Annotated in this window: 17 protein-coding genes; 7 read left to right on the forward strand and 10 right to left on the reverse strand. The window is 74.1% G+C overall.

Annotated features, from left to right (window positions below; all coding sequences use genetic code 11):
* The first annotated feature begins 543 nt into the window (after nucleotides 1–543).
* Together ACWDYJ_RS28310 and ptsP are read left to right on the forward strand one after the other, a co-directional pair.
* Nucleotides 544–993: a PTS sugar transporter subunit IIA gene (locus ACWDYJ_RS28310; protein WP_451568428.1), complete on the forward strand. Its 450-nt coding sequence runs from the start codon at nucleotides 544–546 to the stop codon at nucleotides 991–993.
* A 74-nt stretch (nucleotides 994–1,067) separates the two neighbouring features.
* Entirely contained in the window at nucleotides 1,068–2,738 is a 1,671-nt protein-coding gene (ptsP, locus tag ACWDYJ_RS28315; RefSeq protein WP_451568429.1) for a phosphoenolpyruvate--protein phosphotransferase, read from the forward strand.
* A gap of 56 nt (nucleotides 2,739–2,794) precedes the next feature.
* On the opposite strand, the gene ACWDYJ_RS28320 is transcribed toward ptsP, so the two are convergent.
* A complete protein-coding gene (locus ACWDYJ_RS28320; protein ID WP_451568430.1) occupies nucleotides 2,795–3,712 on the reverse strand; it encodes a hypothetical protein in 918 nt (305 codons plus the stop codon).
* A gap of 58 nt (nucleotides 3,713–3,770) precedes the next feature.
* On the reverse strand, nucleotides 3,771–5,747 hold the full coding sequence (locus ACWDYJ_RS28325; protein ID WP_451568431.1) for an acetoacetate--CoA ligase: 1,977 nt from the start codon (nucleotides 5,745–5,747) through the stop codon (nucleotides 3,771–3,773).
* 211 nt (nucleotides 5,748–5,958) lie between these two features.
* Here ACWDYJ_RS28325 and ACWDYJ_RS28330 point away from each other — a divergent pair, with 211 nt between their 5' ends.
* On the forward strand, nucleotides 5,959–8,322 hold the full coding sequence (locus tag ACWDYJ_RS28330; protein WP_451568432.1) for a glycoside hydrolase family 31 protein: 2,364 nt from the start codon (nucleotides 5,959–5,961) through the stop codon (nucleotides 8,320–8,322).
* 31 nt (nucleotides 8,323–8,353) lie between these two features.
* Here ACWDYJ_RS28330 and ACWDYJ_RS28335 read toward each other — a convergent pair whose 3' ends face one another.
* Nucleotides 8,354–8,896, reverse strand: coding sequence for an NUDIX domain-containing protein (locus tag ACWDYJ_RS28335; protein ID WP_451568433.1), 543 nt, complete (start codon nucleotides 8,894–8,896; stop codon nucleotides 8,354–8,356).
* A 2-nt stretch (nucleotides 8,897–8,898) separates the two neighbouring features.
* Between ACWDYJ_RS28335 and ACWDYJ_RS28340 the strand changes: the two genes are divergently transcribed.
* From ACWDYJ_RS28340 to ACWDYJ_RS28350, 3 genes are all read left to right on the forward strand, one after another.
* Nucleotides 8,899–9,516 carry a M15 family metallopeptidase gene (locus ACWDYJ_RS28340; RefSeq protein WP_451568452.1) on the forward strand — a complete coding sequence of 206 codons (618 nt, stop codon included), beginning with the start codon at nucleotides 8,899–8,901 and terminating at the stop codon, nucleotides 9,514–9,516.
* An 82-nt stretch (nucleotides 9,517–9,598) separates the two neighbouring features.
* The gene (locus ACWDYJ_RS28345) at nucleotides 9,599–10,054 is read left to right on the forward strand and encodes a Zn-ribbon domain-containing OB-fold protein (RefSeq protein WP_451568434.1); all 456 of its coding nucleotides are present in this window, start codon (nucleotides 9,599–9,601) and stop codon (nucleotides 10,052–10,054) included.
* Entirely contained in the window at nucleotides 10,051–11,259 is a 1,209-nt protein-coding gene (locus ACWDYJ_RS28350) for a lipid-transfer protein (RefSeq protein WP_451568435.1), read from the forward strand. Before ACWDYJ_RS28345 ends, ACWDYJ_RS28350 begins: the two co-directional genes overlap by 4 nt.
* 179 nt (nucleotides 11,260–11,438) lie before the next feature.
* Here the strand turns inward: ACWDYJ_RS28350 and ACWDYJ_RS28355 are convergent, their stop codons facing one another.
* The 4 genes from ACWDYJ_RS28355 to ACWDYJ_RS28370 are packed head-to-tail and all read right to left on the reverse strand — an operon-like array spanning nucleotide 11,439 to nucleotide 15,852.
* Nucleotides 11,439–12,065 carry a GTP-binding protein gene (locus tag ACWDYJ_RS28355; RefSeq protein WP_451568436.1) on the reverse strand — a complete coding sequence of 209 codons (627 nt, stop codon included), beginning with the start codon at nucleotides 12,063–12,065 and terminating at the stop codon, nucleotides 11,439–11,441.
* Entirely contained in the window at nucleotides 12,046–12,474 is a 429-nt protein-coding gene (locus tag ACWDYJ_RS28360) for a DUF742 domain-containing protein (protein ID WP_451568437.1), read from the reverse strand. The genes ACWDYJ_RS28355 and ACWDYJ_RS28360 overlap by 20 nt, the downstream gene beginning before the upstream one ends.
* Nucleotides 12,475–12,484: 10 nt before the next feature.
* Nucleotides 12,485–12,922: a roadblock/LC7 domain-containing protein gene (locus tag ACWDYJ_RS28365; protein WP_451568438.1), complete on the reverse strand. Its 438-nt coding sequence runs from the start codon at nucleotides 12,920–12,922 to the stop codon at nucleotides 12,485–12,487.
* Complete coding sequence (locus ACWDYJ_RS28370) at nucleotides 12,919–15,852, reverse strand: sensor histidine kinase (RefSeq protein WP_451568439.1); 2,934 nt, start codon at nucleotides 15,850–15,852, stop codon at nucleotides 12,919–12,921. Before ACWDYJ_RS28370 ends, ACWDYJ_RS28365 begins: the two co-directional genes overlap by 4 nt.
* Before the next feature lie 360 nt (nucleotides 15,853–16,212).
* Between ACWDYJ_RS28370 and ACWDYJ_RS28375 the strand changes: the two genes are divergently transcribed.
* The gene (locus tag ACWDYJ_RS28375; protein WP_451568440.1) at nucleotides 16,213–16,602 is read left to right on the forward strand and encodes a hypothetical protein; all 390 of its coding nucleotides are present in this window, start codon (nucleotides 16,213–16,215) and stop codon (nucleotides 16,600–16,602) included.
* 484 nt (nucleotides 16,603–17,086) lie between these two features.
* On the opposite strand, the gene ACWDYJ_RS28380 is transcribed toward ACWDYJ_RS28375, so the two are convergent.
* From ACWDYJ_RS28380 to ACWDYJ_RS28390, 3 genes are all read right to left on the reverse strand, one after another.
* On the reverse strand, nucleotides 17,087–21,853 hold the full coding sequence (locus tag ACWDYJ_RS28380; RefSeq protein WP_451568441.1) for a hypothetical protein: 4,767 nt from the start codon (nucleotides 21,851–21,853) through the stop codon (nucleotides 17,087–17,089).
* Between the two features lie 95 nt (nucleotides 21,854–21,948).
* Entirely contained in the window at nucleotides 21,949–22,857 is a 909-nt protein-coding gene (locus ACWDYJ_RS28385; RefSeq protein ID WP_451568442.1) for a hypothetical protein, read from the reverse strand.
* Nucleotides 22,858–23,920: 1,063 nt separating this feature from the next.
* A complete protein-coding gene (locus tag ACWDYJ_RS28390; RefSeq protein WP_451568443.1) occupies nucleotides 23,921–25,471 on the reverse strand; it encodes a hypothetical protein in 1,551 nt (516 codons plus the stop codon).
* Nucleotides 25,472–25,520: the final 49 nt, after the last annotated feature.

A 25,520-nucleotide genomic window follows, 5' to 3' on the forward strand; every position in this document is an offset into this window, starting at 1 on the left:
GCGTTGATTTTTGGCACGCTGTTGAGTTCTCAAGGAACGGACGCTTCCTTTGTACTCACCCTCGCGGGTTTTCCTCCGGGCTTTCGTTCTGTTCTTGCGTTTCCGACTCTACCAGAGTCAGTCCCGCTTGCTTTCCAGGTGCTTCGCTTTCGCGTTTTCCCTTTCCGGCGATCCCGACTCTATCAGCGCTTTTCCTTCTCTCTGACCACTCGCCGTTTCGCCGCAAGGGCATACGGAAGAATGGAGATCAAGATCGCTCTGCTAGAGGAGGGTTCCCGTCCATCGGCTGTTCGTGAGATGTTCACGAGGCACGTCCTGGCGGGAGTCACAACAGTACATCCGCGTTGCTGCACAGGCAAATCGTTCACGCGTATGGTCTAGTCCACCGGTCTAGTCCACTAGTCTCCGTGCCAGAGGGCCAGCCCGGGTCACGAGCAAGATCGGGCGAACCCGATCAAACCGTGTCTTATCCTTCTACAAGAGTATGCCGTTCGCGACAGGCAGTGACGGCGACACTAAGAAGCCCCACCCCTGGGAGGCCCCATGACCAGCGTGACGTCCCCACTTGCCGGGCGCGCCATCGGACTCGCGGCAGTGCCGGATCCGGTGTTCTCCGGCGCGATGGTGGGACCGGGCACCGCTATTGATCCCGTGCGCGAGCCCTCGGAGGCGGTGTCCCCCGTAGACGGTGTGGTCGTCTCCCTGCACCCGCACGCGTACGTCGTCGTCGACGGCGAAGGCCACGGCGTGCTCACGCACCTCGGGATCGACACCGTTCAGCTCAACGGCGAGGGCTTCGAGCTGCTCGTGAACAAGGGCGACACCGTGACCCGCGGCCAGGCCGTCATCCGCTGGAACCCCGCTGCGGTCGAGGCGGCCGGAAAGTCGGCGATCTGTCCCGTCGTGGCGCTCGAGGCGACTGCCGACTCCCTCTCCGACGTCGTCGAGTCCGGGGACGTGAAGGCTGACGACGCTCTCTTCAGCTGGCAGTGACGCGTCCGCCTGCACAGGCGAGTCGGACATCCATCGCGGCGGCTGGGGCCGCCGCTCAATCGGAGACGGGTGAAATGGAGACAACGCTGCGAGGCGTCGGCGTGAGCCACGGTGTGGCGATCGGCGAGGTTCGGCACATGGGGACGGCCGTTCTCGAGCCGCCGACGAAGCAGATCACCGCGGATGAGGCGGAGCGCGAACAGGGGCGCGCCCGTCAGGCCGTGGAGGCGGTGTCGGCCGACCTGATCGCACGCGGCCAGCTGGCCGGTGGCGAGGCTCAGCACGTGCTCGAGGCCCAGGCGATGATCGCCACGGACCCCGAGCTGATGGCGGATGTGGACCGGCGGATCGCCGTCGGCAGTACCGCCGAGCGCGGTATCTACGACGCGTTCGCCTCCTACCGCGACCTGCTCGCGGGGGCCGGCGAGTACATGGCCGGGCGGGTGGCCGACCTGGACGACGTACGCAATCGGATCGTGGCGCGTCTGCTGGGCGTGCCGATGCCGGGTGTACCGGACAGCGACGAGCCGTACGTGCTGATCGCGCGGGACCTGGCCCCCGCCGACACCGCACTGCTCGACCCGGCGCTCGTGCTCGGTTTCGTGACCGAGGAGGGCGGGCCGACCAGCCACAGCGCGATCCTCGCACGGGCGCTGGGCGTGCCGGCCATCGTGGCGCTGCCGGGTGCCTGTGAGATCGCCGAGGGCACTTTGATCGCCGTGGACGGCAGCACGGGTGACCTGTTCGTGGACCCGACCGCGCAGAAGCGGGCCGAGCTGGCGGCAGCGGCCGCCGAGCGGAAGGCGGCGCTGGCCGCCTCGTCCGGTCCGGGTGCCACCTCCGACGGTCACAAGGTGCCGCTGCTCGCCAACATCGGTGGTCCGGGGGACGTGCCGGCCGCGGTCGAGGCCGGGGCCGAGGGTGTGGGTCTGTTCCGCACCGAGTTCCTGTTCCTGGACGACAGCAAGAAGGCGCCGTCCGAGGAGAAGCAGATCGAGTCGTACCGCAAGGTGCTCGAAGCCTTCCCCGAGGGTCGTGTCGTCGTACGTGTCCTGGACGCGGGCGCCGACAAGCCGCTGGACTTCCTGACACCGGGCGACGAGCCGAACCCGGCTCTCGGTGTCCGTGGTCTGCGGTCGCTGCTGGACCACCCGGACGTGCTGCGTACGCAGCTCGCCGCGCTGGCCAAGGCCGCCACCGGTCTGCCGGTCTACCTCGAGGTCATGGCCCCGATGGTGGCGGACCGGACCGACGCGAGGGCCTTCGCGGACGCGTGCCGCGAAGCCGGGCTGCAGGCGAAGTTCGGCGCGATGGTGGAGATCCCGTCCGCCGCGCTGCGGGCACGCTCGATCCTGCAGGAGGTCGAATTCCTGTCCCTGGGCACGAACGACCTCGCGCAGTACGCCTTCGCCGCCGACCGTCAGGTGGGTGCGGTGTCGCGGCTCCAGGATCCGTGGCAGCCGGCGCTGCTCGACCTGATCGCCATGTCGGCCGAGGCCGCCAAGGCGGAGGGCAAGAGCTGTGGTGTCTGTGGCGAGGCCGCATCGGATCCGCTGCTGGCCTGTGTGCTGACCGGTCTGGGTGTCACCTCCCTGTCGATGGGTGCCGCTTCGATTCCGTACGTGCGGGCGACGCTCGCGAAGTACACGCTGGCCCAGTGCGAGCGCGCCGCTGCGGCGGCGCGTGCGGTGGACACCGCCGAGGAGGCCCGCGTGGCCGCCCAGGCGGTGCTGTCGGGCGAGTAGCCGGACGCTGTCGATCCCGAGGGGCCTTCGCCGGTGGCGAGGGCCCCTCGGTCGTTTCAGCGGTGGGGGCCGGGGACGTCCACCTCGTACCCCGGGCAGTACTCGACGCCCGGTTCCGGGGCCACGGGATCACCGGTGTCGGCGTCCGTGCAGTAGGCGTCGAACACCGCCGCGGCGGAGAGCGCGACGAGGCGGCCGCGGTCCAGGCGCCAGCCGTGGACCCGGTCGCGGAAACCCTCCGTGGTGCTGCGGAGCACGAGGCCGCCGGCGCCGCCGAGGGCGATGCCCGCCGCCAGGACGGTCACGAAGTCGAGGCCCTCGCGGCCCTCGATCCGGGGGCGGCCCTCCGGCTCCTGCGCCGCTTCCGCGTGCAGCACCGCGATGAGCTGTTCCTCGTCGGTGGGGACGCTGCACACGAGGTGGTGGTGGCCCGGACCGGCTCCGCCGACGAGCCGTTCGAGCATGTCGGCGGCCCGGTCGAAGGAGGCGTGGCCGATGTCCTCGCCGCAGTCCGCGCAGCCGCCGACGCCGGCGAGGAGCATGGTCGCGTACTCCCAGGTCGCCTGCCGGACGGCCTCATCGACCAGGAGCGGTACGAGTTCCTCGATGGGCTGGCCCGTGTACGGCAGGACTCCGCGGCTGCTGCCGGCCAGTTCGGCGGTGAAGCAGGTCCGGGTGCGGGCGGTGTCGGGATCGAGGCCGTTCTCCGCGCAGTAGTCCGCGTACTCCTGCGGGTCGAAGAGGGCGACGGTGGTGTGGATGCCCTGCGCCGCGAGGGAGCGCAGCAGGGCGTCGACGTGGCGGAGGTAGTCCTGGTGGTCGTCGAACCCGAAGCTGCGGTAGTCGCGCATGGCCGCGAAGTCCCCGGCGTCGGCCAGGAGGCCGACGGTGCTGGGGACCTCGCGGCGCAGGCCGCGGCGCCGGGTGGTGTTCTTACGTGCTGGTGACGTGCCTGCTGAGGTGTTCGATGACATGGCTCCCCCTGAGTGATGCGACGACTTGCTCACTCACAGTAACCACGACCACTGACAGTCAGCTTCGGGTGCGGGCCAGTTCCTCGTAGAAGCCGAGCAGCTCCGGGCGGTCGACGGAGCCGGGGTTGACCGCCTTGGCCAGGGGGGCGCCCTGGAGGAGGCGCTTGACGGGGACCTCGATGCGCTTGCCCGTCAGGGTGTGCGGGACGGCGGGGATCTCGATGATCTCGTCGGGGACGTGGCGCGGGGAGAGCTGCTCGCGGATCGTGGCGTTGATCCGGGTGCGCAGCGCGTCGTCGAGGGTGGCGCCGGGAGCGAGGTGCACGAAGAGCGGCATCCAGTAGCCGCCGTTCGGCTCCTCCAGGCCGATGACCAGGGATTCCTTGATCTCGGGAAGGCGCTCGACGACCTCGTAGATGTCGGCGGAGCCCATGCGGACGCCCTGGCGGTTGAGGGTGGAGTCGGAGCGGCCGTGGATGACGACGGACCCGTGGTCGGTGACGGTGATCCAGTCTCCGTGGCGCCAGACGCCCGGGAACATCTCGAAGTAGCTCTCCCGGTAGCGGCTGCCGTCGGGGTCGTTCCAGAAGTGGACCGGCATGGAGGGCATGGGGGCGGCGACGACGAGTTCGCCGACCTCGCCGACGACGGGCTTGCCGGACGGATCCCAGGCCTGGAGGTCCGTACCGAGGCAGGCGGCCTGGAGTTCGCCGATGTGGACGGGCAGGGTGGGGACGGCGCCCGCGAAGCAGCTGCACACGTCGGTGCCGCCGCTGACGGAGGCGATCCAGAGGTCCTCGGCCACCTCGTCGTGCAGCCAGCGGAAGCCGTCGGGCGGGAGCGGGGAGCCGGTGGTGGCCACGCACGTGACCGAGGAGAGGTCGAAGTCGCGGGAGGGGTGGACCTCGGCCTTGCGGCAGGCCATGACGTAGGCGGCGGAGGTGCCGTAGAGGGTGGCGCGGGTGCGTTCGGCGATGCGCCACTGCGCGCCGGTGTCGGGGTAGCCGGGGCTGCCGTCGTACAGGACGACGGTCGTGCCGGTGAGCAGGCCGGAGACGAGGAAGTTCCACATCATCCAGCCGGTGGAGGTGTACCAGAAGAACCGGTCGCCGGGGCCGAGGTCGCAGTGCAGGCCGAGCTGCTTGAGGTGTTCGAGGAGGATGCCGCCCTGGGACTGGACGATCGCCTTGGGTGCGCCCGTCGTGCCGGAGGAGTAGAGCACCCAGAGCGGGTGGTCGAAGGGGACCGCCTCGAAGACGGGCTCCGCGTCGGCGGAGGTCAGGTCCGCCCAGGCGCGGGTGCCTTCGGGGGCCGGCGTGCCGAGGAGCGGGATGTGGACGACGGCGCGCAGCGAGGGCAGCTCGGCGCGCAGCTCGGCGACGGTCTCGCGGCGGTCGTGCTCCTTGCCGCCGTAGCGGTAGCCGTCGATGGTGAACAGGACGACGGGCTCGACCTGCTGGAAGCGGTCCAGGACGCTGCGGGCGCCGAAGTCGGGGGCGCAGGAGGTCCACACGCCGCCGACGCTGGCGGTGGCGAGGAAGGCGACGACCGCTTCGGGGATGTTGGGCAGGTAGCCGCTGACCCGGTCGCCGGGGCGTACGCCGAGGGCGCGCAGTTCGGCGGCGAGCGACCCGACCTGGCGGCGGAGTTCGGCCCAGGTGACGGGGACGGGTTCCTGGGTCTCGTCCACGCACAGCAGGGCGGGCTCCGCGGAGCGGGCCGGGTCCTCGGTGGCGCGCAGGGCGTGCTCGGCGTAGTTGAGGGTGGCGCCGGTGAACCAGCGTGCGCCCGGCATGGAGCGGTCGGCCAGGACGGACTCGTATGGAGTGGTGAAGCGTACGTCGAACCATTCGGCGACGGCCTGCCAGAAGACGTCGAGCTCGTCGACGGACCAGCGGTGCAGGGCCGGGTAGCCGCCGTCGGCGGGGGCGTCGAAGCGCTCGGCCGCCCAGGCCTGGAAGGCGGTGATGCGGGCCGCCGCGATCCGGTCGGGACCCGGGGACCAGAGGGGCTGCGGCGAGGTGGCTGAGGTCATGGGTGGGCTCCCGGTCAAGTCTGTGGCTCACGCTTCGTGTGCGTACGGTGCCACCGCGGCGTCGTGGTGCGCGCAGCGGCTCACAGGGACCATGCCATGTGATCGAGATCCGCACCAGAGCTGTCCTGGGAGGCCGGGGCGGACTCCTTGTCGGGTGAACGACAGCTGAACGCGGCCCGCTCGGCCGGGCGCCGGTGGCAGGGTGAGCGGCATGGACGGCTCTGATCTGGTGCGTGCGGTGAAAGACATCGGTACGGCGCGCGGGCGGCGCGCCTGGCGCTCGGCCTGGCTCCATCGGCGTGCGGACGCGGTGGGGCTGCCGCGCCGGGGCGCGGAGCGGGCGCGGGTGCCGGGGCTGTTGACGGGTACGGAGCCGCGCCCGGGCGGGGGTGTGCTGCGGTTCGCGCGATCCGAACTGCTGGTACGGGTGAGCGTGGGCGGGGCGGTGTTCTGGGGCTGGGAGGGGGCCGAGCCGACGCCGTCGTACGCGGTGGTGGGCAGCGGGCCGGAGCCGGATCCGCGGGCGGTGCTGGAGCCGGACACCGGGGGTGGCTGGCGTGTGGTGTCGGAGCGGGTGACGGTGGCGGTGTCCCGGCACGGGGCGGTGGAGGTGCGGACGCGGGGCGGGGCCGTGCTGCGCAAGGAGCTGCCGCCGCGCTGGTGGGATCCGGTGGACCCGGCGCAGGACGGGGCTCGCGGGGCGGGCGGGCCGCGGTGGTCGCAGCGCTCGGAGGTGCCTGCGGACGCGCGGTTCTTCGGGCTGGGCGGCAGGGCGCGCGGGCCGCGGCTGCGGGACGGGGTGTACCGGCTGTGGAACACGGACCCGAGCGGCGGGTTCGGGCCGGGCGACGATCCGCTGTACATCACGATGCCCGTCCAGGTGGTGGTCGCGGACGCCGGGACGCATCTGGCGTTCTACGACAACTCCTGGGACGGGCGCGTGGCGTTGCGCGAGGGCGAGGAGGGAGCCGGTTCGGGGGCGGACCGGCCGGGGACGAGCGAGCTGCGGATGGAGGGCGGGCCGCCCCGGTGCTGGGTGCTGGTGGGGACGCCGGCGCGGGTGTTGCAGGGGTGGTCGGGGCTGACGGGCGCGGCCGCCGTGCCGCCCGAGTGGGCCTTGGGGTATCAGCACGCGCGCTGGGGTTTCGGGGGCGCGGCCGGGGTGCGGCGGGTGGTGGCCGGGTACGAGGAGCGGGGGCTCGCGCTGTCGGCCGTACATCTGGACATCGACCACTACGACGCGTACCGGGTGTTCACGGTGGACGGGCGGGAGTACGCCGATCTGCCGGGTCTGGCGCGGGAGCTGGGCGAGCGGGGGGTGCGGCTGGTCTCGATCGTCGACCCGGCGGTGAAGGCGGGCGACGCGCTGCATGCCGCCGGCCTGTCGGTCGGGGCGCACGGGGCGTTCGTACGGGACGCGCGGGGGAGGGAGGTGCGGGGCGAGGTCTGGCCGGGCGAGTGCGCCTATCCGGACTTCACGGATCCGGCGGTGCGGGAGTGGTGGGGCGGGCTGTACGAGGAGCGGCTCGCGCAGGGTTTCGCGGGCTTCTGGCACGACATGAACGAGCCCGTGTCGTTCGCGCCGTGGGGGGATCCGAGCCTGCCGCGGTCGGCGCGCCATGTGATGGACGGCGCGGGCGGCGACCACCGGGCCGGGCACAACGTGTACGCGCTGGCGATGGCGCGGGCCGGGTGGGAGGGGCTGGTGCGGCTGCGGCCCGCCGAGCGGCCGTTCCTGTTCTCCCGGTCGGGGTGGGCGGGGATGCAGCGCTACGGGGGCTCCTGGTCGGGGGACGTGCAGAGCAGTTGGGAGGGGCTGCGGGCATCGTTGGCGCTGGTGCTGGGTCTCGGTCTGTGCGGGGTGCCGTACTCGGGCCCGGACGTGGGGGGCTTCGGGGGCTCGCCGTCGCCGGAGCTGTACCTGCGGTGGCTGCAACTGGGGGCGTACCTGCCGCTCTTCCGGACGCACTCGGCGATCTGGGCGGGGCGGCGGGAGCCGTGGGAGTTCGGTCCGGAGGTGGAGGAGCGGGCCCGGGATGTGCTGGCGGAGCGGGAGCGGCTGCGGCCGTACTTCGTGACGCTGGCCCGTCTCGCGCGGCGGACGGGGGCGCCGTACGTGCGGCCGCTGTGGTGGGGGACGCCGGAGGACCGGGTCCTGAGAGACTGCGAGGACGCGTTCTTGCTGGGGGACGCCCTGCTGGTGGCGCCGGTCATGGAGTGCGGGGCGGACCGGCGGGCGGTGCGGCTGCCGCGGGGGCGCTGGTACGACACGGCTACGGGGGCGGCGTACGAGGGGCCGGGGCAGGTGTTGCTGGACGCGCCGCTGGGGCGGATGCCGGTGCTGGCGCGGGCGGGGGCGGTGCTGCCGGTACGGGGCGACGACGGGTCGGTGGTCCTGGAGGCGTGGGCTCCGGCGCGGGGGCGGACCGGCGGCGGGGTGGTGATCCGGGATCCGGGGGCGGGGTTCGGGGCGGGCGAGGTGGAGCGGTACACCGTGCGGTGGGACGGGGAGGCGGTGGTGGTGGAGGACGAGGCGGGGCGGGCAGTGAGCGGGGTCGTGGTGCGGGGGCTGTGACGTGACCCTGCCGCGGCCGCCGACGTCCGCGCTACCCGTACCAGCCCGCGAACCAGGCGGCCGCCGCCCGGGTGTGCAGGGGAAAGGCGAGTTCGGCCGGGGCGCGCAGGATGTGCCAGCCCGTCGTCTCGTCGGTCGCCGCGGAGGGCGGGAGGGCGTCCGCCGGGCGCTTCGGGAGGAGGCCGAAGAGCAGCAGGTGGCCCGCGGGTGAGCTGAGGGCGTCGGCGAGGGTGACTTCCGAGGCCGGGGCCTCGATGCCGGTCTCCTCGCGGAGTTCGCGTACGACCGCCTCGCGCCAGTCCTCGCCGAAGTCCATGAATCCGCCGGGCAGGGCGACGCCGCCCAGGGCGGGTTCGATGGTGCGGGTGATGACCACGAGGCCGGTGCCGGACTCGTCCTCGACCGGGAGCAGGGCGACGGCGACCGGGAGGGGGTTGCGGTAGGTCCTGGCGCCGCACGTGGCGCACGTACGGGGCCAGTCGACCGTGTCGAACAGGGCTCCGCAGGTGGAGCAGTGCGAGTCCCTCAGCTGTGCCTGCATGCGGCGATGGTATGTCAAGGGGCATGACGACATGGATGGTTGTGGCGGTGCTGGCCGGGCTGGTGGTGCTTCCCGGCGGGTCTGCGGCGCCGGGCTTCGTGGCGTTGCGCGAGGTGGATCCCACCATCGTGGAGGACATGCGGTACGCGGGCCCGCGGAACTTCACCGGCGCGGTGGTGGAGGGGTACGAGGAGCCCGTCTGTCTGCTGACCCGGCCGGCGGCCGACGCGTTGCGGCGGGCGCAGCGGGAGTTGCGGCGGGGCGGGTACGCGTTGAAGGTGTTCGACTGCTACCGGCCGCAGCGGGCGGTGGACCGGTTCGTCCGGTGGGCCGGGGACGGCGGCGACCGGGCGACGAAGGCGGAGTTCTACCCGGCCCTGGACAAGTCGCGGCTGATCCCGGAGGGGTACATCGCCGCGAAGTCCTCGCACACGCGCGGGAGGACGGTGGATGTGACGCTGGTCGGTCTGCCGGGGGGCGGGGAGGCCGACATGGGGACGCCGTTCGACTTCTTCGACCCGCTGTCGAACACGGACGATCCGCGGGTGGTGGGGGTCGCGCGGGAGAACCGGCGACTGCTGAGGCGCGTCCTGGGCGGGCAGGGGTTCGTGAACCTGCCGGAGGAGTGGTGGCATTTCACGTTTCGCCGATAACAGATAACGGTGACCGGTGACCCGTCGAGCCTCCCGTGGCACACTTCTGACGTACCGTCAGATAACTTGCCCGGGAGGGATCTTGGAACGCACACGCACACCCGTCGTGAGCGGATGGTTCACCGACGCGGACGCGGCAGGCGGCTTCCGCCTGCTCGGCACCCGGTGTTCCGCCTGCGCCGCCGTGTTCTTCCCGCGCGAGGACGCGTACTGCCGCAATCCGCACTGCGCCGGCGACGGCGAACTCGCCGAGGTCCCCCTGTCCCCGCGCGGGCGCGTCTGGTCGTACACCGACGGGCGCTACCGGCCGCCCGCGCCGTACGTGTCCGATCCGGCCGCGCCCTGGGAGCCGTACACCCTGGTCGCGGTGGAGCTGGAGGCCGAGGGGATGGTGGTGCTGGGGCAGGCGGCGCCCGGGGTGACGGTGGCCGATCTGGCGGTCGGGGCGGAGGCCGAGGTGGTCGGCGGCGTACTGCACGAGGACGCCGAGACCACCTGGCTGACCTGGCAGTTCAAGCCGGTGGGAGGAGCCGCGTGAGCGCCGACGTCGCCGTGCTGGGAGCCGGCATGCACCCGTGGGGCAAGTGGGGGCGCGGCTTCGTCGAGTACGGGCGGGCCGCCGCCCGGGCCGCGCTCGCCGACGCCGGCCTGGAGTGGACGGACGTGGGGTCAGTGGTCGGCGCCGACACCGTGCGCGGCGGCTACCCCGGCTACGTCGCCGGGGCCACCTTCGCGCGGGCGCTCGGCTGGCAGGGCGCCCGGGTGACCAGCGTGTACGCGGCCTGCGCGTCCGGGGCCCAGGCGATCGGGGCGGCGCGCGCCCAGATCCTGGCCGGACTGGCGGACGTGGTGCTCGTGGTGGGCGCCGATGCCGCGCCCAAGGGGTTCTTCGCGCCGGCCGGGGGCGACCGGCCGGACGATCCGGACTGGCTGCGGTTCCGCGTACTGGGGGCCACCAACCCGGCGTACTTCGCGCTGTACGCGCGGCGCCGGATGGCGCTGCACGGGGACACGCTGGAGGACTTCGCGCAGGTCAAGGTGAAGAACGCGGCGGCCGGGCTGCTCAACCCGAACGCCCGCTACCGCAAGGCGGTGACGGCGGGGGAGGTGGCGGCCTCGGCGGTGGTCGCCGATCCGCTGCGGCTGCTCGACATCTGCGCGACCTCGGACGGGGGCGCGGCGCTGGTGCTGAGCAGCATGGAGTTCGCGCGGGCGCGCGGGGTGGCCGACCCGGTGCGGATCCGCGCGGTGTCCACGGTGACGCCCACGTATCCGCGTACGGTGCTGGACCTGCCGGACATCGCGACCGATTCGACGGTGGCCGCGCGGCCCGCCGGCTCCGCCTCGGCCTGCGCCGGGTCCTTCCGGGCGTCCATCGCCCGCGCCGCGTACGAGGAGGCGGGGATGGGACCGGAGGACCTCTCGCTGGCCGAGGTGTACGACCTGTCCACCGCGCTGGAGCTGGAGTGGTACGAGGACATCGGCCTCTGCGGGCCGGGCGAGGGGGCCAAGCTGGTACGGGACGGGGTGACCGCGCTCGGCGGGCGCGTACCGGTCAACACGAGCGGCGGTCTGGCCTCCTTCGGGGAGGCGGTTCCGGCGCAGGCCATCGCCCAGGTGTGCGAGCTGACGTGGCAGCTGCGGGGTACGGCGGGGGCCCGGCAGGTGCCGGGGGCACGGGCCGGGATCACCGCCAACCAGGGGCTCTTCGGCCACGGGTCGGCCGTCGTCGCCGTGCGCTGAGGGGGTGGCGCGGGCCGTGAGCAGGGGGTGTTGTCCGAACGCTTGACGACCCTGGATGGCGGGTTCACACTCTCTGCACAGTCCCGCGCCCCGACCGGGACACCGAATCCCCCCATGAGAGCCGCGGCCCGTACCCCAGTCGGCGGGGGTACGGGCCGCCTCCCTGCGCGGAGGGTTCCTCAGGTTCCCGTCGGCAGGCCGCGGCGGCGCGCACGCGCCAGCGACATGGCGTGTTCCACGACCCCGACCAGCACGTCCTTGACCGACTCCCGGTCCCGGGCGTCGCAGAGCAGCACCGGTACGCCCGGGTCGAGGTCGAGCGCCTCGCGCAGGGTCACCACCGGATGGCGGTCGGCGCCGTCGAAGCAGTTGACCGCGACGACGAAGGGGATGCCGCGCCGCTCGAAGTAGTCGATCGCCGCGAAGCAGTCGGCGAGGCGGCGGGTGTCGGCCAGGACCACCGCGCCGAGGGAGCCCTGCGCCAGCTCGTCCCACAGGAACCAGAAGCGGTCCTGTCCGGGCGTGCCGAAGAGGTACAGCACCAGGTCCTCGCGCAGGGTGATGCGGCCGAAGTCCATGGCCACGGTCGTGGTGCTCTTGCCCTCCACTCCCCCCGTGTCGTCGATGCCGATGCCCGGCTCGGAGAGCTGTTCCTCCGTCCGCAGCGGCCGTATCTCGCTCACCGCACTGACCAGGGTGGTCTTGCCCACCCCGAAACCGCCCGCGACCAGGATCTTCAGGGTCAGCGGCTCGACCGGCGACACGGCATGCATCGCGCCGGTGCGGCTAGAGCGCCCGAAGGCCATCGATCACCTCACGCAGTATGGATTCATCAGGCAGTTCGGCCGGCGGTACCGGCCGGGTCACATGGACGAGTTCGTCGTCGGCGAGGTCGCCGATCAGGACCCGGACGACGCCGACGGCGAGGTCGAGGTCCGCCGCGAGTTCCGCGACCGACTGGGGGCGTTCCCGGCACAGCCCGAGGATGTGGGCGTGCTCCGGGGACAGGGTCAGGTCCCAGACCGGATCGTCGGCCGCCGCTTCCGCGACGACGAGGGCGATCAGGTCCAGGCGGTGCTGGCCCGCGTGGCTGGTCCGGCCGCGGGTCATGGCGTAGGGGCGTACGACGGGACCGGCGTCGTCGTCGAACCAGTGCGCGTGGCCGGCAGCGGCCTCGGAGGTCTCGGCGGGGTGGTCCTGGCCTGGGTCGCTCATGCCGTCCGTCTCACCCTCCCGCTGGCTGTCCGGTGCGCGGGGCGGTCGCCAGGTGGTCGCCGACGCGCTTGACCATCAGCGTCATCTCGTACGCGACCTGGCCGACGTCGGACTCGGCGTCGGTCAGCACGGCCAGGCAGCTGCCGTCACCGGCGGCCATCACGAAGAGGAACGCCTCGTCCAGCTCGACCACCGTCTGGCGGACCCCGCCGGAGTCGAAGTGCCGGCCGACGCCCTTGGCCAGGCTGTGGAATCCGGAGGCCACGGCGGCCAGGTGCTCGCTGTCCTCCCGGGTCAGGTCCTTCGAACGGCCCGTCGGCAGGCCGTCGCCGGACAGGACGACCGCCTTGCGGATGCTGCCGACCTTGTCGACGAGCTCATCGAGGAGCCAGTTGAGCGGGCCGGAGCCGCGGCTCCTGCTGTCGTTGCCGGTCTGCGGTGCGGTCATCGACCGTCCCCTTCGTTCTCGTGCGCGGGACCGGTGGCGGCGGAGGTGCCGTCCCCGGCCTCGGACTGCTGCTGTGCGTGCAGGTTGCGGCCCGCCGTCCAGCCGCGTTGGAGGGCGGACATGCGCGTACGTACGTCCTCCGCGTCGCGGTCGGTCGCCGCATCGGCGGTGGCTCCGGGCGCGGCGGCCGGGGCCGGGGCGTTCATCAGCTGGGGCGCGAGGTTGGCCTGGCGCACCCGGCGGGGAAGACCGCCCGGGCCGGGGGCGGCGGCGGGCCGCGCACCGGTGGCCGCGGTGCCCGGCGCGGGGTCCGCGGCGGGCTGCGCGGGAGCCGGCCGCGGTTCCACGCGGCGGCCGTGCTCGGCGACCAGGGTCGGGGTGGGGCGGCGCCGGGGCAGCGGGACGGTCCCGGCGGCGCGGGGCGCTTCGGGGCGTACGGCGTCCAGGCGGGGGCGCTCCAGGCGGACGGGTCCGGTGGGGGTCAACGGCTCCCGGTCCCGGTCCCGCTCACGGTCGGGGCGACGGGTGCGGGCACGGACGCCGTCGGCCTCCCGGTCGGCGTCGCGGCCCCGGTCCCACTCCCGGTGGCGGTCCGCGCTGCGGTCGCCGATCCGGTCGCCCTTCCAGGTGCCGCCGCGCTCGGGGTGCCGCTCGCCGTGCGGCCGGTCCGCCGGACACAGCCCCAGCAGGGCGCTGCGCGGGGTGCCGCCGGGCGGGGTCTCGTCGTCGAGGGTGGCCATCGGCGGGCGGCCCCCGACGCCGGTGAGGCCGGCGGCGCTTCCTCCGGTGACGGGGTCGTCGGGACCGTCCAGGCCGAGGACCCCGACGGGGCCCTCCAGCTCGATGGGGCCGTTCAGCACACCGGCGGGCAGCGGGCGGGCGGACGACGCCCGGTCGCCGCCGACAGCGGCGGACACCGGCCGCACCGAGCTCTTCCTGCCGGGGGCGTCCTTGGCGCTCAGGGCGCCCTGGCGGCCCTGGACGCCCTTGCCGACCCGGTTGGCGTCGAGGCGGATGCCGGTGCCGTTGGTGTCGGGGGCCTCGGTGAGGAGTTCCGCGGGGAGGAAGAGCACCGCGGTGGTGCCTCCGTAGGGGCTGCGCTGGAGGACGACCTTGACGTGGTGACGGCGGGCGAGGCGGCTGACCACGAACAGGCCGAGGCGGTCGGTGTCGGAGAGCTCGAACTCCGGAGTCTCGGCGAGCCGGAGGTTCGCGTCGAGCAGCGCCTCCGGGTTCATGCCGAGGCCGCGGTCGTGGATCTCCAGGGTGAATCCGTTGGACACCCGCTCGCCGTGCACCTGGACGGCGGTGTGCGGGGGCGAGAAGACGGTGGCGTTCTCCAGGAGTTCGGCGACGAGGTGGGTGATGTCGGCGACGGCCGGGCCCTCGATGCCCAGGCGCGGCAGGCGGCGTACCTCGATGCGCTCGTAGTCCTCGACCTCGGCCACGGCCGCCCGTACGACGTCCATCAGCTGGACGGGCTTGCGCCACTGGCGGGAGGGCGCGGCGCCGGAGAGGATCACCAGGCCCTCGGCGTGGCGTCGCATGCGGGTGGTCATGTGGTCGAGGCGGAACAGGTCGGCGAGTTCCTCGGTGTCCTCGGTACGCCGTTCCATGGTGTCGAGGAGGGTCAACTGGCGGTGCAGCAGGACCTGGTTGCGACGGGCCAGGTTGACGAACACCTCGGAGACGCCCCGCCGGAGCTGCGCCTGCTTGACGGCCGCCTCGACGGCGGCGCGATGCAGGCTGTTGAGCGCCTGGCCGACCTGACCGACCTCGTCCTTCTCGAACTCCAGCCGGGGAACCTCGGTCTCCACGTCCACGATCTCACCGGCGGCGAGGCGGCGCATCACCCCGGGCAGCCGGACGCCGGAGGCCTCGTGGGCGTCCTTGCGGAGCTGGGACAGGTCGCGGACCAGGTCGCGGCCGATGCGGACGGACATGACGAGGGAGACGGCCAGGGCGATGAAGCCGAGGATGCCGGCGACGGCGGCCTGGACCAGCACGCCCATCGCGACGGGCTCGACGCGCTCCTGGTAGCGGTCGCCGGCCGCGGTGCCCATGCGGGCGAGGTCGTCGAGGACCTTGGCGGAGGCCTCGTCCCACTGGGCGGCGGTGACGGAGCGCGGGTTCCTGACCGCGCCGGCGCCGATGAACCGTTCCTCCGCGTCGCGCAGCGCCTTCGTCTCGTGGCCCCTCCAGTACTGCTGGAAGAGGTCGCGGTCGTCGGCGGGGAGGATCGCGAGGTTGAACTCGTAGAGCAGGGTGCGGTTGGCGGCGAGGTCGGAGACGTGCCGGACGTCGGCGGCGCTCACGTTGCGGGCGGCGAGGGTGGAGGCGATGACCGCGTCCGCGCGGGAGAGGGTCTCGCGGGCCCGGGTGATGCCGACGAGGGCGCGGCCCTGCTTGTCCATCTCCACGTCCTCCAGCGCGTGGAGATTCATGAGGAACTCGTAGCAGGGGTCGACGAGCCGGCTGTAGAGCTCGAGGGCCTGGCTGGGGTCGATGGCGTTCTGGTCGACCGAGCGGCGCAGCGCCGAGATGCCGCGGAAGGCGTCGATGATCGAGCGCAGGCGCTCCGCCGTCCGGGGGTCGAGCTCTTCGACGACCTCGGGGTCCATCGCGTTCCCGGTGAGGTCGCCGACCATCGCGTCGGTGGCGGTACGGCTCTTGGCGAGTTCGCTGATCGCGGCCGAGGCGCGGGGGTCCCCGAGGACGACGAGGGTCTGCCGGCGTTCCTTCTGGATGACCCGGACGACGTCCTCGATGGGGTAGCCGACCTTCTCGATGACGTAGGCGACATCGAGGAGTTGGACCGCTTGCCGGCCGGTGATCACAGTCGAGAAGCCCCAGAGGGCGGTCAGGGAGATGAGCGGCACCAGGAGCAACGCCACGATCTTCCGGCGGATGGACTTCCCGCGAAAGCGCATGGCCTCCCCAGCCTCCCCCAGCTCAACCCCGTGGTCAGGGGTTGGTGTTCCGTCATTTAAACGGCGTGAGCCTACTACTGCCACGGAGCGCCTTCGAAGGGGTGTCCGGACGTTTTCGGCCTGACCTCTGGACGAAGATCACCAGTTGTCCGATACATCCGGTCAAGTCCGGCCCGATATGTGGCACATGACCCTTGGTGAGGCCTCGGTTCCCATCCTCGGATGGATGGCTGGAATTCTTCGTTCCGTGACAGTCGGGGCGCGGCGGTCTTGTCCGGGATACGGGAATCTCCGGGCGGTCCCGTACGTCTTTCAGGTGGGGACGGCGTGGCGGACCCCGGGGTGGGGAGTGAGCGGACCATGAGGATGTACGAAGAGGACGGCGCGGCGAGCGAGGCCCCGGGGCGGGGGCTGTGGGTGGAGGAGCCGGCGAGGCGTCGCCGGATGCCGGACCCGGTGCGGGCGTCGGCGGTGCGGGCGGTGCTGATCGTGGCGGTGACGCTGACCGAGGCCACGATCACCTTCTTCCTGGCGCTGACCGGGTCGTGGCTGGCGTTCCCGATGGTGATCGGAGGCGTCGCCGGGACCGTGGTGGCCACGTGGGGCGTGCTGGACGTGTGGATCACCCGGCAGATGTGGAACCAGCGGTACGGGGTCCTGTCGGAGCCGAGCAGCACCGCGCGGGAGCCCTGGCCGGGTCGTATACCGGGGCCCGACGGGTCCCTGGCCGGCCCTGGCCGGGGGCGGTGAGCGTTCCCCTGGCGGTGGCCCGGCCCCGCTGGGGCGTACGAGGACCCGCACCGCCGGTGTCGGCGGCTCCCGGTGGCCCAGCAGGGTCCTGGCCGGGTTGGACGCAGTGAGCCGGTGGAGCCGGTGGACGGTGCGCGCCGCCCGTGCCGCCGACTCGCCTGCCACCCGACAGGAGTTGTCCGGAGCTGGCCCGGCCGGGCCCCTCGGCCGCGCTCCTCGGCCGCGCTCCTCGGCCGCGCTCCTCGGCCGCGCTGCCTGGTCGGGCTGCCTGGTCGGGCTGCCTGGTCGGGCAGTGCGGCCACGCTGGGCGGCCTGGGCGCAGGCCCTCCGGCGTGCCCGCACGGAAGGCCCGGCTCCGATGCAGCGTAGGCCGGGCGGACCGGCGCCGTGACCCCGCCCGGCCTACGCCGGACGGAGTTCGGCGCAGCGGGCCGAAGCCCGTGAGGCGCCCCGGCGCCGAGCGGTGCGAGGCACGCGTCGAAGATCAATCGCGGCGGAACATGCGGGTCGCCGTGATTTCGCCGTGGATCGTTTCCTCGGCCGACGACTGCCGCGGCAGGCCCGGGCGCAGGTGTTCCTCGACGCTGATGTACTTCAGGCCCGCCCGCAGGTCGGCGTCGTTGCGCAGCCGGATGACGAGTGGGAACTCGGCGAGGGCCGTGGTGTCGAAGAGGCCCGTCGTGTAGAGCAGCTGGACGCCGAGCGCGTCGGAGACGGCCCGCTGGAGTTCCAGCAGGTAGGTGGCGTTGGCGCGCCCGATGGGGTTGTCGAGGAAGAGCGTGCCCGCGTGGCGGTGCTTGTCACGGCCCCGGTCGTTGCTGCGCAGGGCTGCCATCGTGCAGTACAGCGCGATCGCGGCGGTCAGCAGCTGCCCGCCGGAGAACACGTCGCCCATCTGCCCGACCGGCACCCGCTCGGCGCGCAGGACCGCGTCCGGCTTCAGGATCTCCACGGAGATGCCCTTCGGCTCCAGCGCCGCCTGGACGCCCCGCAGCAGCAGGGACATGCCGTCGCGGCGGCCTTCGCCGAAGGAGGCGGTGCTGTTCTTCTTGACGGCCGCGCGCGTGGCCTCGTCGATGACCTCGCCGAGGCGTTCGGTGAGCGTGGCCTGGTCGGGCTCCTCGAAGCGGATCCGCAGGAACTCCTGTCCCGACCACTCCCCCAGCCCCTCGGGGAGCTGGGAGAGGCGCTGGGCGGAGCGCAGGGTGGCCAGAGCGGATTCGACGAGGCCGCGCAGGCGGTCGACGATGCTGTCGCGGTTGCGTTCGAGCTGTTCCAGTTCGTCGGTGAGGACGCGCAGCCGGGGGGCGAAGGCCGTGGCCCAGGCCGCCGCGTGCTCGGGCAGGGCGGAGGCGGGCAGTTCGCGGATCTGCTGGCGCGCGGGGGTGCGTACCTGCTCGTAACGGTTGGCGTTGGCGTGCCGGACGAGGATGTCGCTCGCCTCGCGGACCGCGGACTCGGCGGCCGAGAGGTCGGCCGCGCAGCCCCGCAGGGAGCGGCGGGCCTCGGTGGCGGACTGCCGGGCCTCCTCCAGGCTGCCCTGGTGCGCCGCCGGCTCCTGCTCGTCCTGCGGGTGGGTGTGGTCCCGCAGCAGGTCCCGCAGCATGGCGGCGGTCTCCTCGAAGCCGCCGGCGCCGTCCTCGGCGGTGCGGTGGGCGCGCAGCAGGTCGGCGTGGGCGGCGCGGGCGCTCTCCACGGCGGCGCTGTGGGCGGCGAGCTGAGCGGTGGCCGTGCGCAGCAGCACCTGGGCCTGTTCGACGTCGGCCGGGATCAGTTCCTCGGGCAGTTCGGTGTGCGCGTCGCCGTCGGCGGGCGCGTGCCGTTCGGCTTCGCCGCGCAGCCGGCCGAGCTGCTCGCTCGCGGTGGAGGCCCGGGTCTCCAGCATCTGTACGAGGGCCTCGGCGCGGGCGGCGGCGGCCTGCCGGGAGGGGCCGTCGGCGCCGTCGGTGCCTTCGAGGAGCTGGGCGGCGCGGGTGCGGACCTTGTTGGTGAGCCGGTCGAGTTCGGCGAGGGCGGCGCTCTCGTCGCTCTCGGCGCGGGCCTGTTCGGCGCGCAGGTCGGCGCCGACGCCGACCTTCTCGTAGAGCTGGGAGGCGGCGCGGTAGGCCTCGCGGAGGTCGGGGAGCGGGGCTTTCGGGGTGCCGTCGTCCTCGGGGAGGGGCTCGGGGGCACCGGCGATCTCGGCGCGCTCGGCCCGCAGGGCGCGGGCGGTGCGGCGGGCGTCGTCGGCGGCGCGCTGGGCGGCGCGGCGGTCCTCGTCGGCGGCGCGCGCCCGGTCCAGGCAGACCTCGGCGCGGGCTTCGGACTCGGCGGCCTCGTCGGCGAGTTCGCGCAGCCGGGTCTGCCAGCCGGCGCGTTCGCGCAGGCGGTGGGCGAGGCCGGCGAGGGCGTCGGCGGCCCGGCGGGCGCGCTGGGCGGTCTCCTGGCGCTCGTCGCGCACGCGGGCGGCGTCGGCGGCGGCTTCGTCGGCCTCGGCGCGCAGGGTACGGGCCTCCGCGAGTTCGGCGTCGGCCTCCTCGGCGAAGGTACGGGCGGCGGCGGCGTGTTCCGCGAGTTCGGCGAGGCGGCCGGGCGGGCAGCCGGTGCGCCAGGAGGTGAGGCGGGCCGCGAGTTCGCGGTCGCCGGAGAGACGGGCGGCGAGGTCGCGGATCTCGGTGTCGCGGGCGGTGGCGCGGGTGCGCAGCGCCCGGCGTTCCTCGTCGGCGGCGTGCTCGTCGTGCATGGCCGGGTTCGGCGGTACGAGAAAGACGCCGCTGTCGCCGTCGCCGGCGACCGCGGGTACGGGAGCCAGGAGGGCGGCGGCGGTGCCGACGGCCACGGTGGAGCGGGGCAGCAGGGCGGCGCCGGTGAGGACCTCGCGGGCTCGGGCATGGGTGTCGGGGTCGGTGATGACGACGCCGTCGACGAGTTCGGGGCGGGCCGCGAGGACGGCCGCGTGGTCGGCGGGGTCCACGGACTGGGCGAGGTAGCGCCAGCCGGGGAGGGCGGGGATGCCGTGTTCGCCGAGGTATTCGACGGTGGCGAGGACATCCGGGCCGGGCGGGAGCAGGCCGCCGTCACCGAGCGCGCCGAGGATGCGGGCGTCGTCGGCGGCGGCGGTGCGCAGGTCGAAGAGCTGGCGTTCGGCCGCTGCGACGCCTTCGGTCAGCAGGTGGTGGAGGTCCTCGGCGTTCCGGTCGACGTCCTCGGCGGTGAGCCGCTCCGCCGTGGCAGTGGCGTCCTGCGCTGCCCCCGGTCGGGTGCCCGAGCTGGTGGCGGTGGCCTGCGGGCGTCCGTGCGCTGCCCCGGCAGAACCGGGCCCGGCGGTGGCCCGTGGCGCACGGTCGGGGGCCGAGGCGGCGCCTTCGGGCGCGCCGCCCGCGCCTTCGCCGGCGCGCGGGGAAGGGACGGAGGCGTCAGGGGCGGCCGACGGCAGGCCCAGGAGGGCCGCCAGGCGCGGGGCGGCGGCGAGGGAGGCGGCGGCGCGGGATTCCGCGGCGTGGGCGGCTTCGGCCGCGTCGGCGGCGTCCGCGGCGCGGGCGGCGGTGAGTTCGGCGCGGGATTCCGTGGCGGCGGCTTCGCGGGCGGCTTCGGCGGCGCTGCGGGCGGCTTCCCGGGCTTCGTCCCAGGCCGCCACCGCGGTCTTCTCGGCGTCACTGGCGGCCAGGGCGGCGCGGGCCGGGTCGGCGTCGGGCGCGGAGTCGTCGAGCCAGCCGGCCCGGACGGCCTCGGCGGTCTCCTGCTGGACCTCGCCGAGGCGGGCGCGGAGGTGTTCGGCCTCGCTGCGGGCGCGCTGGGCCGCGGTGGCGGCGGAGGTGGCGTCGCGGTGGGCGCTCTCGCCGATGGCCTGGAGCCCGGCGGAACGCTCCTCCTCCTCGTTGGCGACCCGCTCGCCGTGCTCGGCGGCGGTGTGCAGGGCGCGTACGAGGTCGGCGGCGGCCGTGGCGCGGGCGGCGAGCGCCGGGGCGGCGTCCCGCTCGGCCTCACGGATGGCGGCGGCGACCCGGGTGGAGCGGTCGGCGGCGGTGCGGTGGCGCAGTACGTTCTCGGCGGCCTGCCAGGCGGCGTGCAGCGTGCGGGCTTCGAGGAGTTCGCGGCGCTGGGCCGCGGCGGCCTTGTCGGCGACGGTCAGTGCCAGCGAGGCGTGGCGGTAGGCGAGTTCGGCCGAGACGGCGGCGCTGCGGGCGCGGGCGGATTCGGCGGCGGTGACCTCGTGGGCGGCGCCGGTGACCTGCTGGGCGAGGTCGGCGGCGCGGCCGCGCTCCTCGTCGGCCCGGGCGGAGAGCCGCCGCGCGAGGGTGCGCGTACGGCGTTCCGCGCCGGCGTGGACGTCGCGCAACCGGGAGCGGGTCTGCGCGGCCTCGACGATGCGGGTGAGGAGGTCGACCGAGCCGGCGGTGAACTCCCGTTCGGCCATCAGCTCGGAGCGGCGGCCGAGTTTGTTGCCGAAGCCGTGGACCAGGTCGGCGAGGCCGTCGGTGTCGCGGGTGTCGGTGACGGCGCGCAGCAGGAGGTCGGTGAAGTCGGAGTCCTTCTTGACCGCGAAGAGGCCGGCGGCCTCGCCCTCGTCGGCGTTCATCTCGCGCTGGTAGCGGAAGAGTTCGGGGTCGAGGCCGACCTCGGTGAGGTGCTCGTTCCAGCGGTCGTGGATCTCCTCCCAGTACACCTCCAGGTGCGGGTACGCCTTGCCGGCCTCGGTGAGGGCGTCGCGGAAGCCCTTCATGGTGCGGCGGCGGCCCTGGGCGCCGGAGGCGCCTTCGACGGGCGGGCGTACGGAGGTGGCCTCGGCGACCGGGAGGTTGTCCAGGCTCAGGCCGGGCCCGGGGCGGAAGGAGTACCAGGCCTCGGCGAACTTGCGCGGGTCGTTGGAGACCTGACGGCCGCGCCACTCGCTGACCTTGCCGACGACGACGCACTCGCCGGTCTGGGTGTGCTGCCACTCCAGGGCGACGTGGCCGCAGTCGTCGGCGAGCAGGAACTTGCGCAGGACGCCGGAGCTGGCGCCGCCGAGGGTGTTGCGGTGGCCGGGGAGCATCACCGAGAAGATCAACTTGAGGAGGACGGACTTGCCGCCGCCGTTCTCCAGGAAGAGCACACCGGCGGGCGCCGGGCGGCGCGGCGGGCCGGTGGGCTCGTCCTCGAAGAACTCCGCCTGGGCGGGCGCCGGGTGAGGTACCGGTTCACCGACTCCGCGCAGGTCGAGCACGGTGTCGGCGTAGCGCGCGCCGGCGGGCCCGATGGAGTAGAGGCGGATCCGGGACAGCTCGTACATGGCGGCGGACTCTCGTGATCTGTCGTGTGTGGCGTGTGCGTGTGGCGTGTGGCGTGTGGCGTGTGGGGTTGTACGGGGGGCGGGCGGCGCGGGGCTCAGGCGTGGAAGGGCAGCCCGGCGTCGGCGGCGAGATCCAGATCGTCGCCCTCGGGCGGCGGCAGGAGGGTGGCGGAGCCGTCGCTGACGGGGACCACGCCCTGTTCGAGGAGTTCGGCCATGGCCGCGCTGCCCGCCATGTCGCGGACCTGGAGCTGGTAGCGGGGGGTGGTGCGGTAGGTGCCGCCGGAGTCGTCGCCGGTGCGCTGGAGGAAACCGGATTCGGTGAGGAAGGCGGCGGCCTTGCCGACGATGCCGGTGGTGGAACCGGCGAGGCGGCGGGCGTCCTTGGTGGCGCCGGTCGCGCTGCGGCGGGCGTAGACGCGCCAGGCGGCCTCCAGGCCGGGGGCGTCGGAGGCGGGGTCGGTGTTCTCACCGAGCTCCTCGGCGCGCTCCTCCAGGCGGCGGCAGGTCTGCCGGACGAAGGCGTCGACGCCGTTGACGGTGATCCGGCCGATGTAACCGTCGTCGGCGAGGTCCTCGGGGCGGGGGAACGCGAGGGCGGCGACGGCGAGGTGGGCCAGGCCGTGCAGGAACCGGTCGCCGCCGTCGGCGGTGGTACGGCGGGCGTAGTCGCCCATGCGGACGGCGAAGACGGAGTCCTCACCGGCGGCGACGGCCATTCCGGCGCGGGTGGACACCTCCAGCACGACGAGGCCCAGGCCGGTGGCGACGGCGTCGGCGAGGCGGCCGAAGGCCGGGTCCTCACGGTAGCGGCGCAGCAGCTCGGCGTACTCGGCGTCGCGGGCGGGCAGCAGCTTGGGCTGCAGCCCGAACGCGACGAGCCGGGCCGCGTCGGCCGCGTCGGCGGGAGTCACCGCCGACCCGGCGGGGACGGGCGCGACGGGAGCCGACGGCGCGTCGGGCTCGCTCCACGCGGGATGCTCGGCGTGGTGGTCGCTGCTCACGGGTGGATCTCCTCGGCGGTACGGATGGTGGTGTGCGGTGCCCTGTCCGGGCGGTGGTAAGCGGGTCCGGCCGGCGGCCGCCTGAGCCGACCCCTGCCGAAGCCGCCCGCGGCCTCGCCCGGGTCGGCGGGGGGCGCTGCTTCCGGGCACCGCCCAGGAGGGGCAGGCCGTGCGTACGCGCGCGGGTCGGCGGCACGCGCGGCCGGTTGCCCGCACCGCGCCGCCCCGGAGGCGGTGCCAGGCCCCGCCGGCCCGCCTCGCACGACGGCGGGTACGGCCCGACGCGGACGGCTGCCGAGAGCACACGTGGCGGCTCCGGCCGGAGCCGAAGGCGCGGATGCACGGCAGCTCGCACCATGCCCGGCGCCCTTCGGGCCGGGCACCAGCCCATGAGGCCCGGCCAGGACAGTGGCCGAAGCCGAGCCCACGGGCTCACCCCGTCCGGCGCCCTGCGACCCGGGCACCAGCCCACCCAGCCCGGCCGGGGCCCGGGCACCGGCCGTAACGGAGCGCGCGCCCTCCCTCGGCACGGCGGGGTGTGCAGCGGCCGACCGGGGCCGTGCAACAGGTCCACCGAACCGCCCCTTCAGGGCAAGCACAGCAGCCGGAGCCGAGCGCGCCGGTGCACACAGGACAGCGGCCTGCGGCACGACCATCGGGCCTAGGGCCAACCCAGCCCGTCGCCCACAGGACCCGGCCAAGGCAACGCCGGTCACCGGCAGCGCCGTTCGCCCACACCGCCCCGCCAGGGCCCGGGCACCGGCCGGAGCCAGACGCGCGCCCTCGCCCGGCGCAGCGGCCGACCGGGGCCGTGCGGCAGATCCACCGCACCGCCCCTCCAGGGCATGGGCAACGCCGGCGACCGGCAGAGCCGCTTCCCCGCAACGCCCCGCCAGGACCAGGGCACCGGCCGGAACCGGACGCGCGCCCTCGTCCGGCGCGGCGGGGTGCGCAGCGGCCGACCGGGGCGTCAGCGGCGCAGCGGGGTGCGCAGCGGCCGACCGGGGCGTCAGCGCAGCCGGTCCCCCACACCGCCCGGCCAGGGCAACGGCAGTGGCGGGGGTCATGCCGCCTCCGAGCGGGCTGCCGCCATGCCGGCGGCGTCCAGGAGGGCGGTGCCGACGATCAGGTCGGCGCCGCCGAACTCCGGGTCGTCGAGCTCGGTGCCGTCGTCCACCGCGAACAGCAGCCGCTCCTCGCCCTGGCGGTACGCCGTACCGACCGCCGGGCTCGCCGCGTGGACGGCCAGCAGCGCCACCAGGTACGGCAGCTCGGGGTCACTGCGGCGGGCCTCGGCCAGGAGGCCTGACAGTCGGCGCGGGGCGTCGTACGGGAGGTCCAGGAGCCGCTTCGCCACCGCGAGCTGTTCCTCGCTGAAGCGGCTGTCGTCGGGGGTGGCGATCAGGTCCGGCTCCGGCATCTCCACGCCGAGGTGCTCCCGCTCCAGCGGCGGGGTCAGCAGGATCTCCACCAGGTCCCCCACGCGCACCGACACGGGGGTGCGCAGTCCGGCGCCCGCCGCGAAGAAGGCGTCGGTGACCCGGCCGGCCTGTTCGAGCGGCAGGGGCAGGAGGGGCGCGACGAGCTGGCCGTACAGGTCGATCCCGGAGCGCGGTGCGGGCGCCGCGAAGGCCTGGCGGTCCTGCTCGGCGCGGAACAGCGGGCCTGCGTCCAGCAGGCGCGACTGGAGCTGGGTGTGGCGGCGGATGCAGTCCTTGACGATGTCGACGAGTTCGGCGGCGCGCCGCTTGTTGTCCGGCTCCTCCGCCTCGTCGCGCGCCTTGCGGATGTTCGTCAGGATCGCGTTCTCGTGGCGGTAGCGGTCGGCCACGTGGTCGAGGGCCTCGGCGATCATGTCGGGCACCGCCTCGAGCCAGTCCACGGCGCGGACGTTGCGCCGCGTCGCGTCCAGCGTCCGGCGCAGGGTCTCCGCGTACTGGACGGTCCGGTAGCGGGCCTGCTCGGCGGCGAGCTGGGCGTCGGCCAGCCGTCCGCGGCTGATCAGCACCTCCAGCTTCACCTCGGCGGCGATCTGCGCGCTGGTGACGTCCGTGTCGAGGGCGCCGACCAGGACGTTGACCGCTTCGTCGGTCGTCCGGAGGTACACGGCGCCGCCGTGACCCGGGACCTCTTCGATCAGCTTGAAGTCGTAGTCCCGGCGGACGTACACGCCGTCCGGGCCGAAGGTGCCGTAGATCGCGCGGAAGCCGCGGTCCACGCTGCCGACGTTGATCAGGTTCTCCAGCACCCAGCGGGCGACCCGCTCGTGCTCGGCGGCCGGGCGGGCCGGGGCCTGGGCGGCGACGCGCGGCAGCAGTCGGGCCACTATCTGCTCGTGGTCGGCGCCGGTGTCGAAGTCCATGTTGAGCGTGACCAGGTCGATCGCGGCCAGCGCGACCTCCGCCATCGCGTAGACCCCGTACTCGCCGGCCAGATTGGCCTTGCGTACGTCGAGGTCGTGGAGCGGCGCGGTGCAGGCGAGGGCGCGCAGCCGCCGGGCCAGGCCCTCGTCGGCGGCCGGGCCCGGCGCCGGGGACGGAAGGGTCTTCGCCGGGGCAGGGAGAGTCACGACGGAAAGACTAGGCGGTGACACGGACAACATCCCAAACGGCATGGTTCGGCCGGATCGTCCCCGACTGCGTGGTGGACGACGCGGGCGCTGT

This window comes from Streptomyces sp. NPDC003042 (genome assembly GCF_053591315.1).

Bases quoted from the DNA above. Each gene is read 5' to 3' on its own strand.
- ACWDYJ_RS28355 (WP_451568436.1), bottom strand. From the start codon at position 12,065: ATGGCCTTCGGGCGCTCTAGCCGCACCGGCGCGATGCATGCCGTGTCG.
- ACWDYJ_RS28320 (WP_451568430.1), bottom strand. From the start codon at position 3,712: ATGTCATCGAACACCTCAGCAGGCACGTCACCAGCACGTAAGAACACC.
- ACWDYJ_RS28390 (WP_451568443.1), bottom strand. From the start codon at position 25,471: ATGCCGTTTGGGATGTTGTCCGTGTCACCGCCTAGTCTTTCCGTCGTG.
- ACWDYJ_RS28335 (WP_451568433.1), bottom strand. From the start codon at position 8,896: ATGTCGTCATGCCCCTTGACATACCATCGCCGCATGCAGGCACAGCTG.
- ACWDYJ_RS28380 (WP_451568441.1), bottom strand. From the start codon at position 21,853: ATGTACGAGCTGTCCCGGATCCGCCTCTACTCCATCGGGCCCGCCGGC.
- ACWDYJ_RS28370 (WP_451568439.1), bottom strand. From the start codon at position 15,852: ATGCGCTTTCGCGGGAAGTCCATCCGCCGGAAGATCGTGGCGTTGCTC.
- ACWDYJ_RS28325 (WP_451568431.1), bottom strand. From the start codon at position 5,747: ATGACCTCAGCCACCTCGCCGCAGCCCCTCTGGTCCCCGGGTCCCGAC.
- ACWDYJ_RS28340 (WP_451568452.1), top strand. From the start codon at position 8,899: ATGGTTGTGGCGGTGCTGGCCGGGCTGGTGGTGCTTCCCGGCGGGTCT.
- ptsP (WP_451568429.1), top strand. From the start codon at position 1,068: ATGGAGACAACGCTGCGAGGCGTCGGCGTGAGCCACGGTGTGGCGATC.
- ACWDYJ_RS28360 (WP_451568437.1), bottom strand. From the start codon at position 12,474: ATGAGCGACCCAGGCCAGGACCACCCCGCCGAGACCTCCGAGGCCGCT.
- ACWDYJ_RS28365 (WP_451568438.1), bottom strand. From the start codon at position 12,922: ATGACCGCACCGCAGACCGGCAACGACAGCAGGAGCCGCGGCTCCGGC.
- ACWDYJ_RS28310 (WP_451568428.1), top strand. From the start codon at position 544: ATGACCAGCGTGACGTCCCCACTTGCCGGGCGCGCCATCGGACTCGCG.
- ACWDYJ_RS28375 (WP_451568440.1), top strand. From the start codon at position 16,213: ATGAGGATGTACGAAGAGGACGGCGCGGCGAGCGAGGCCCCGGGGCGG.
- ACWDYJ_RS28330 (WP_451568432.1), top strand. From the start codon at position 5,959: ATGGACGGCTCTGATCTGGTGCGTGCGGTGAAAGACATCGGTACGGCG.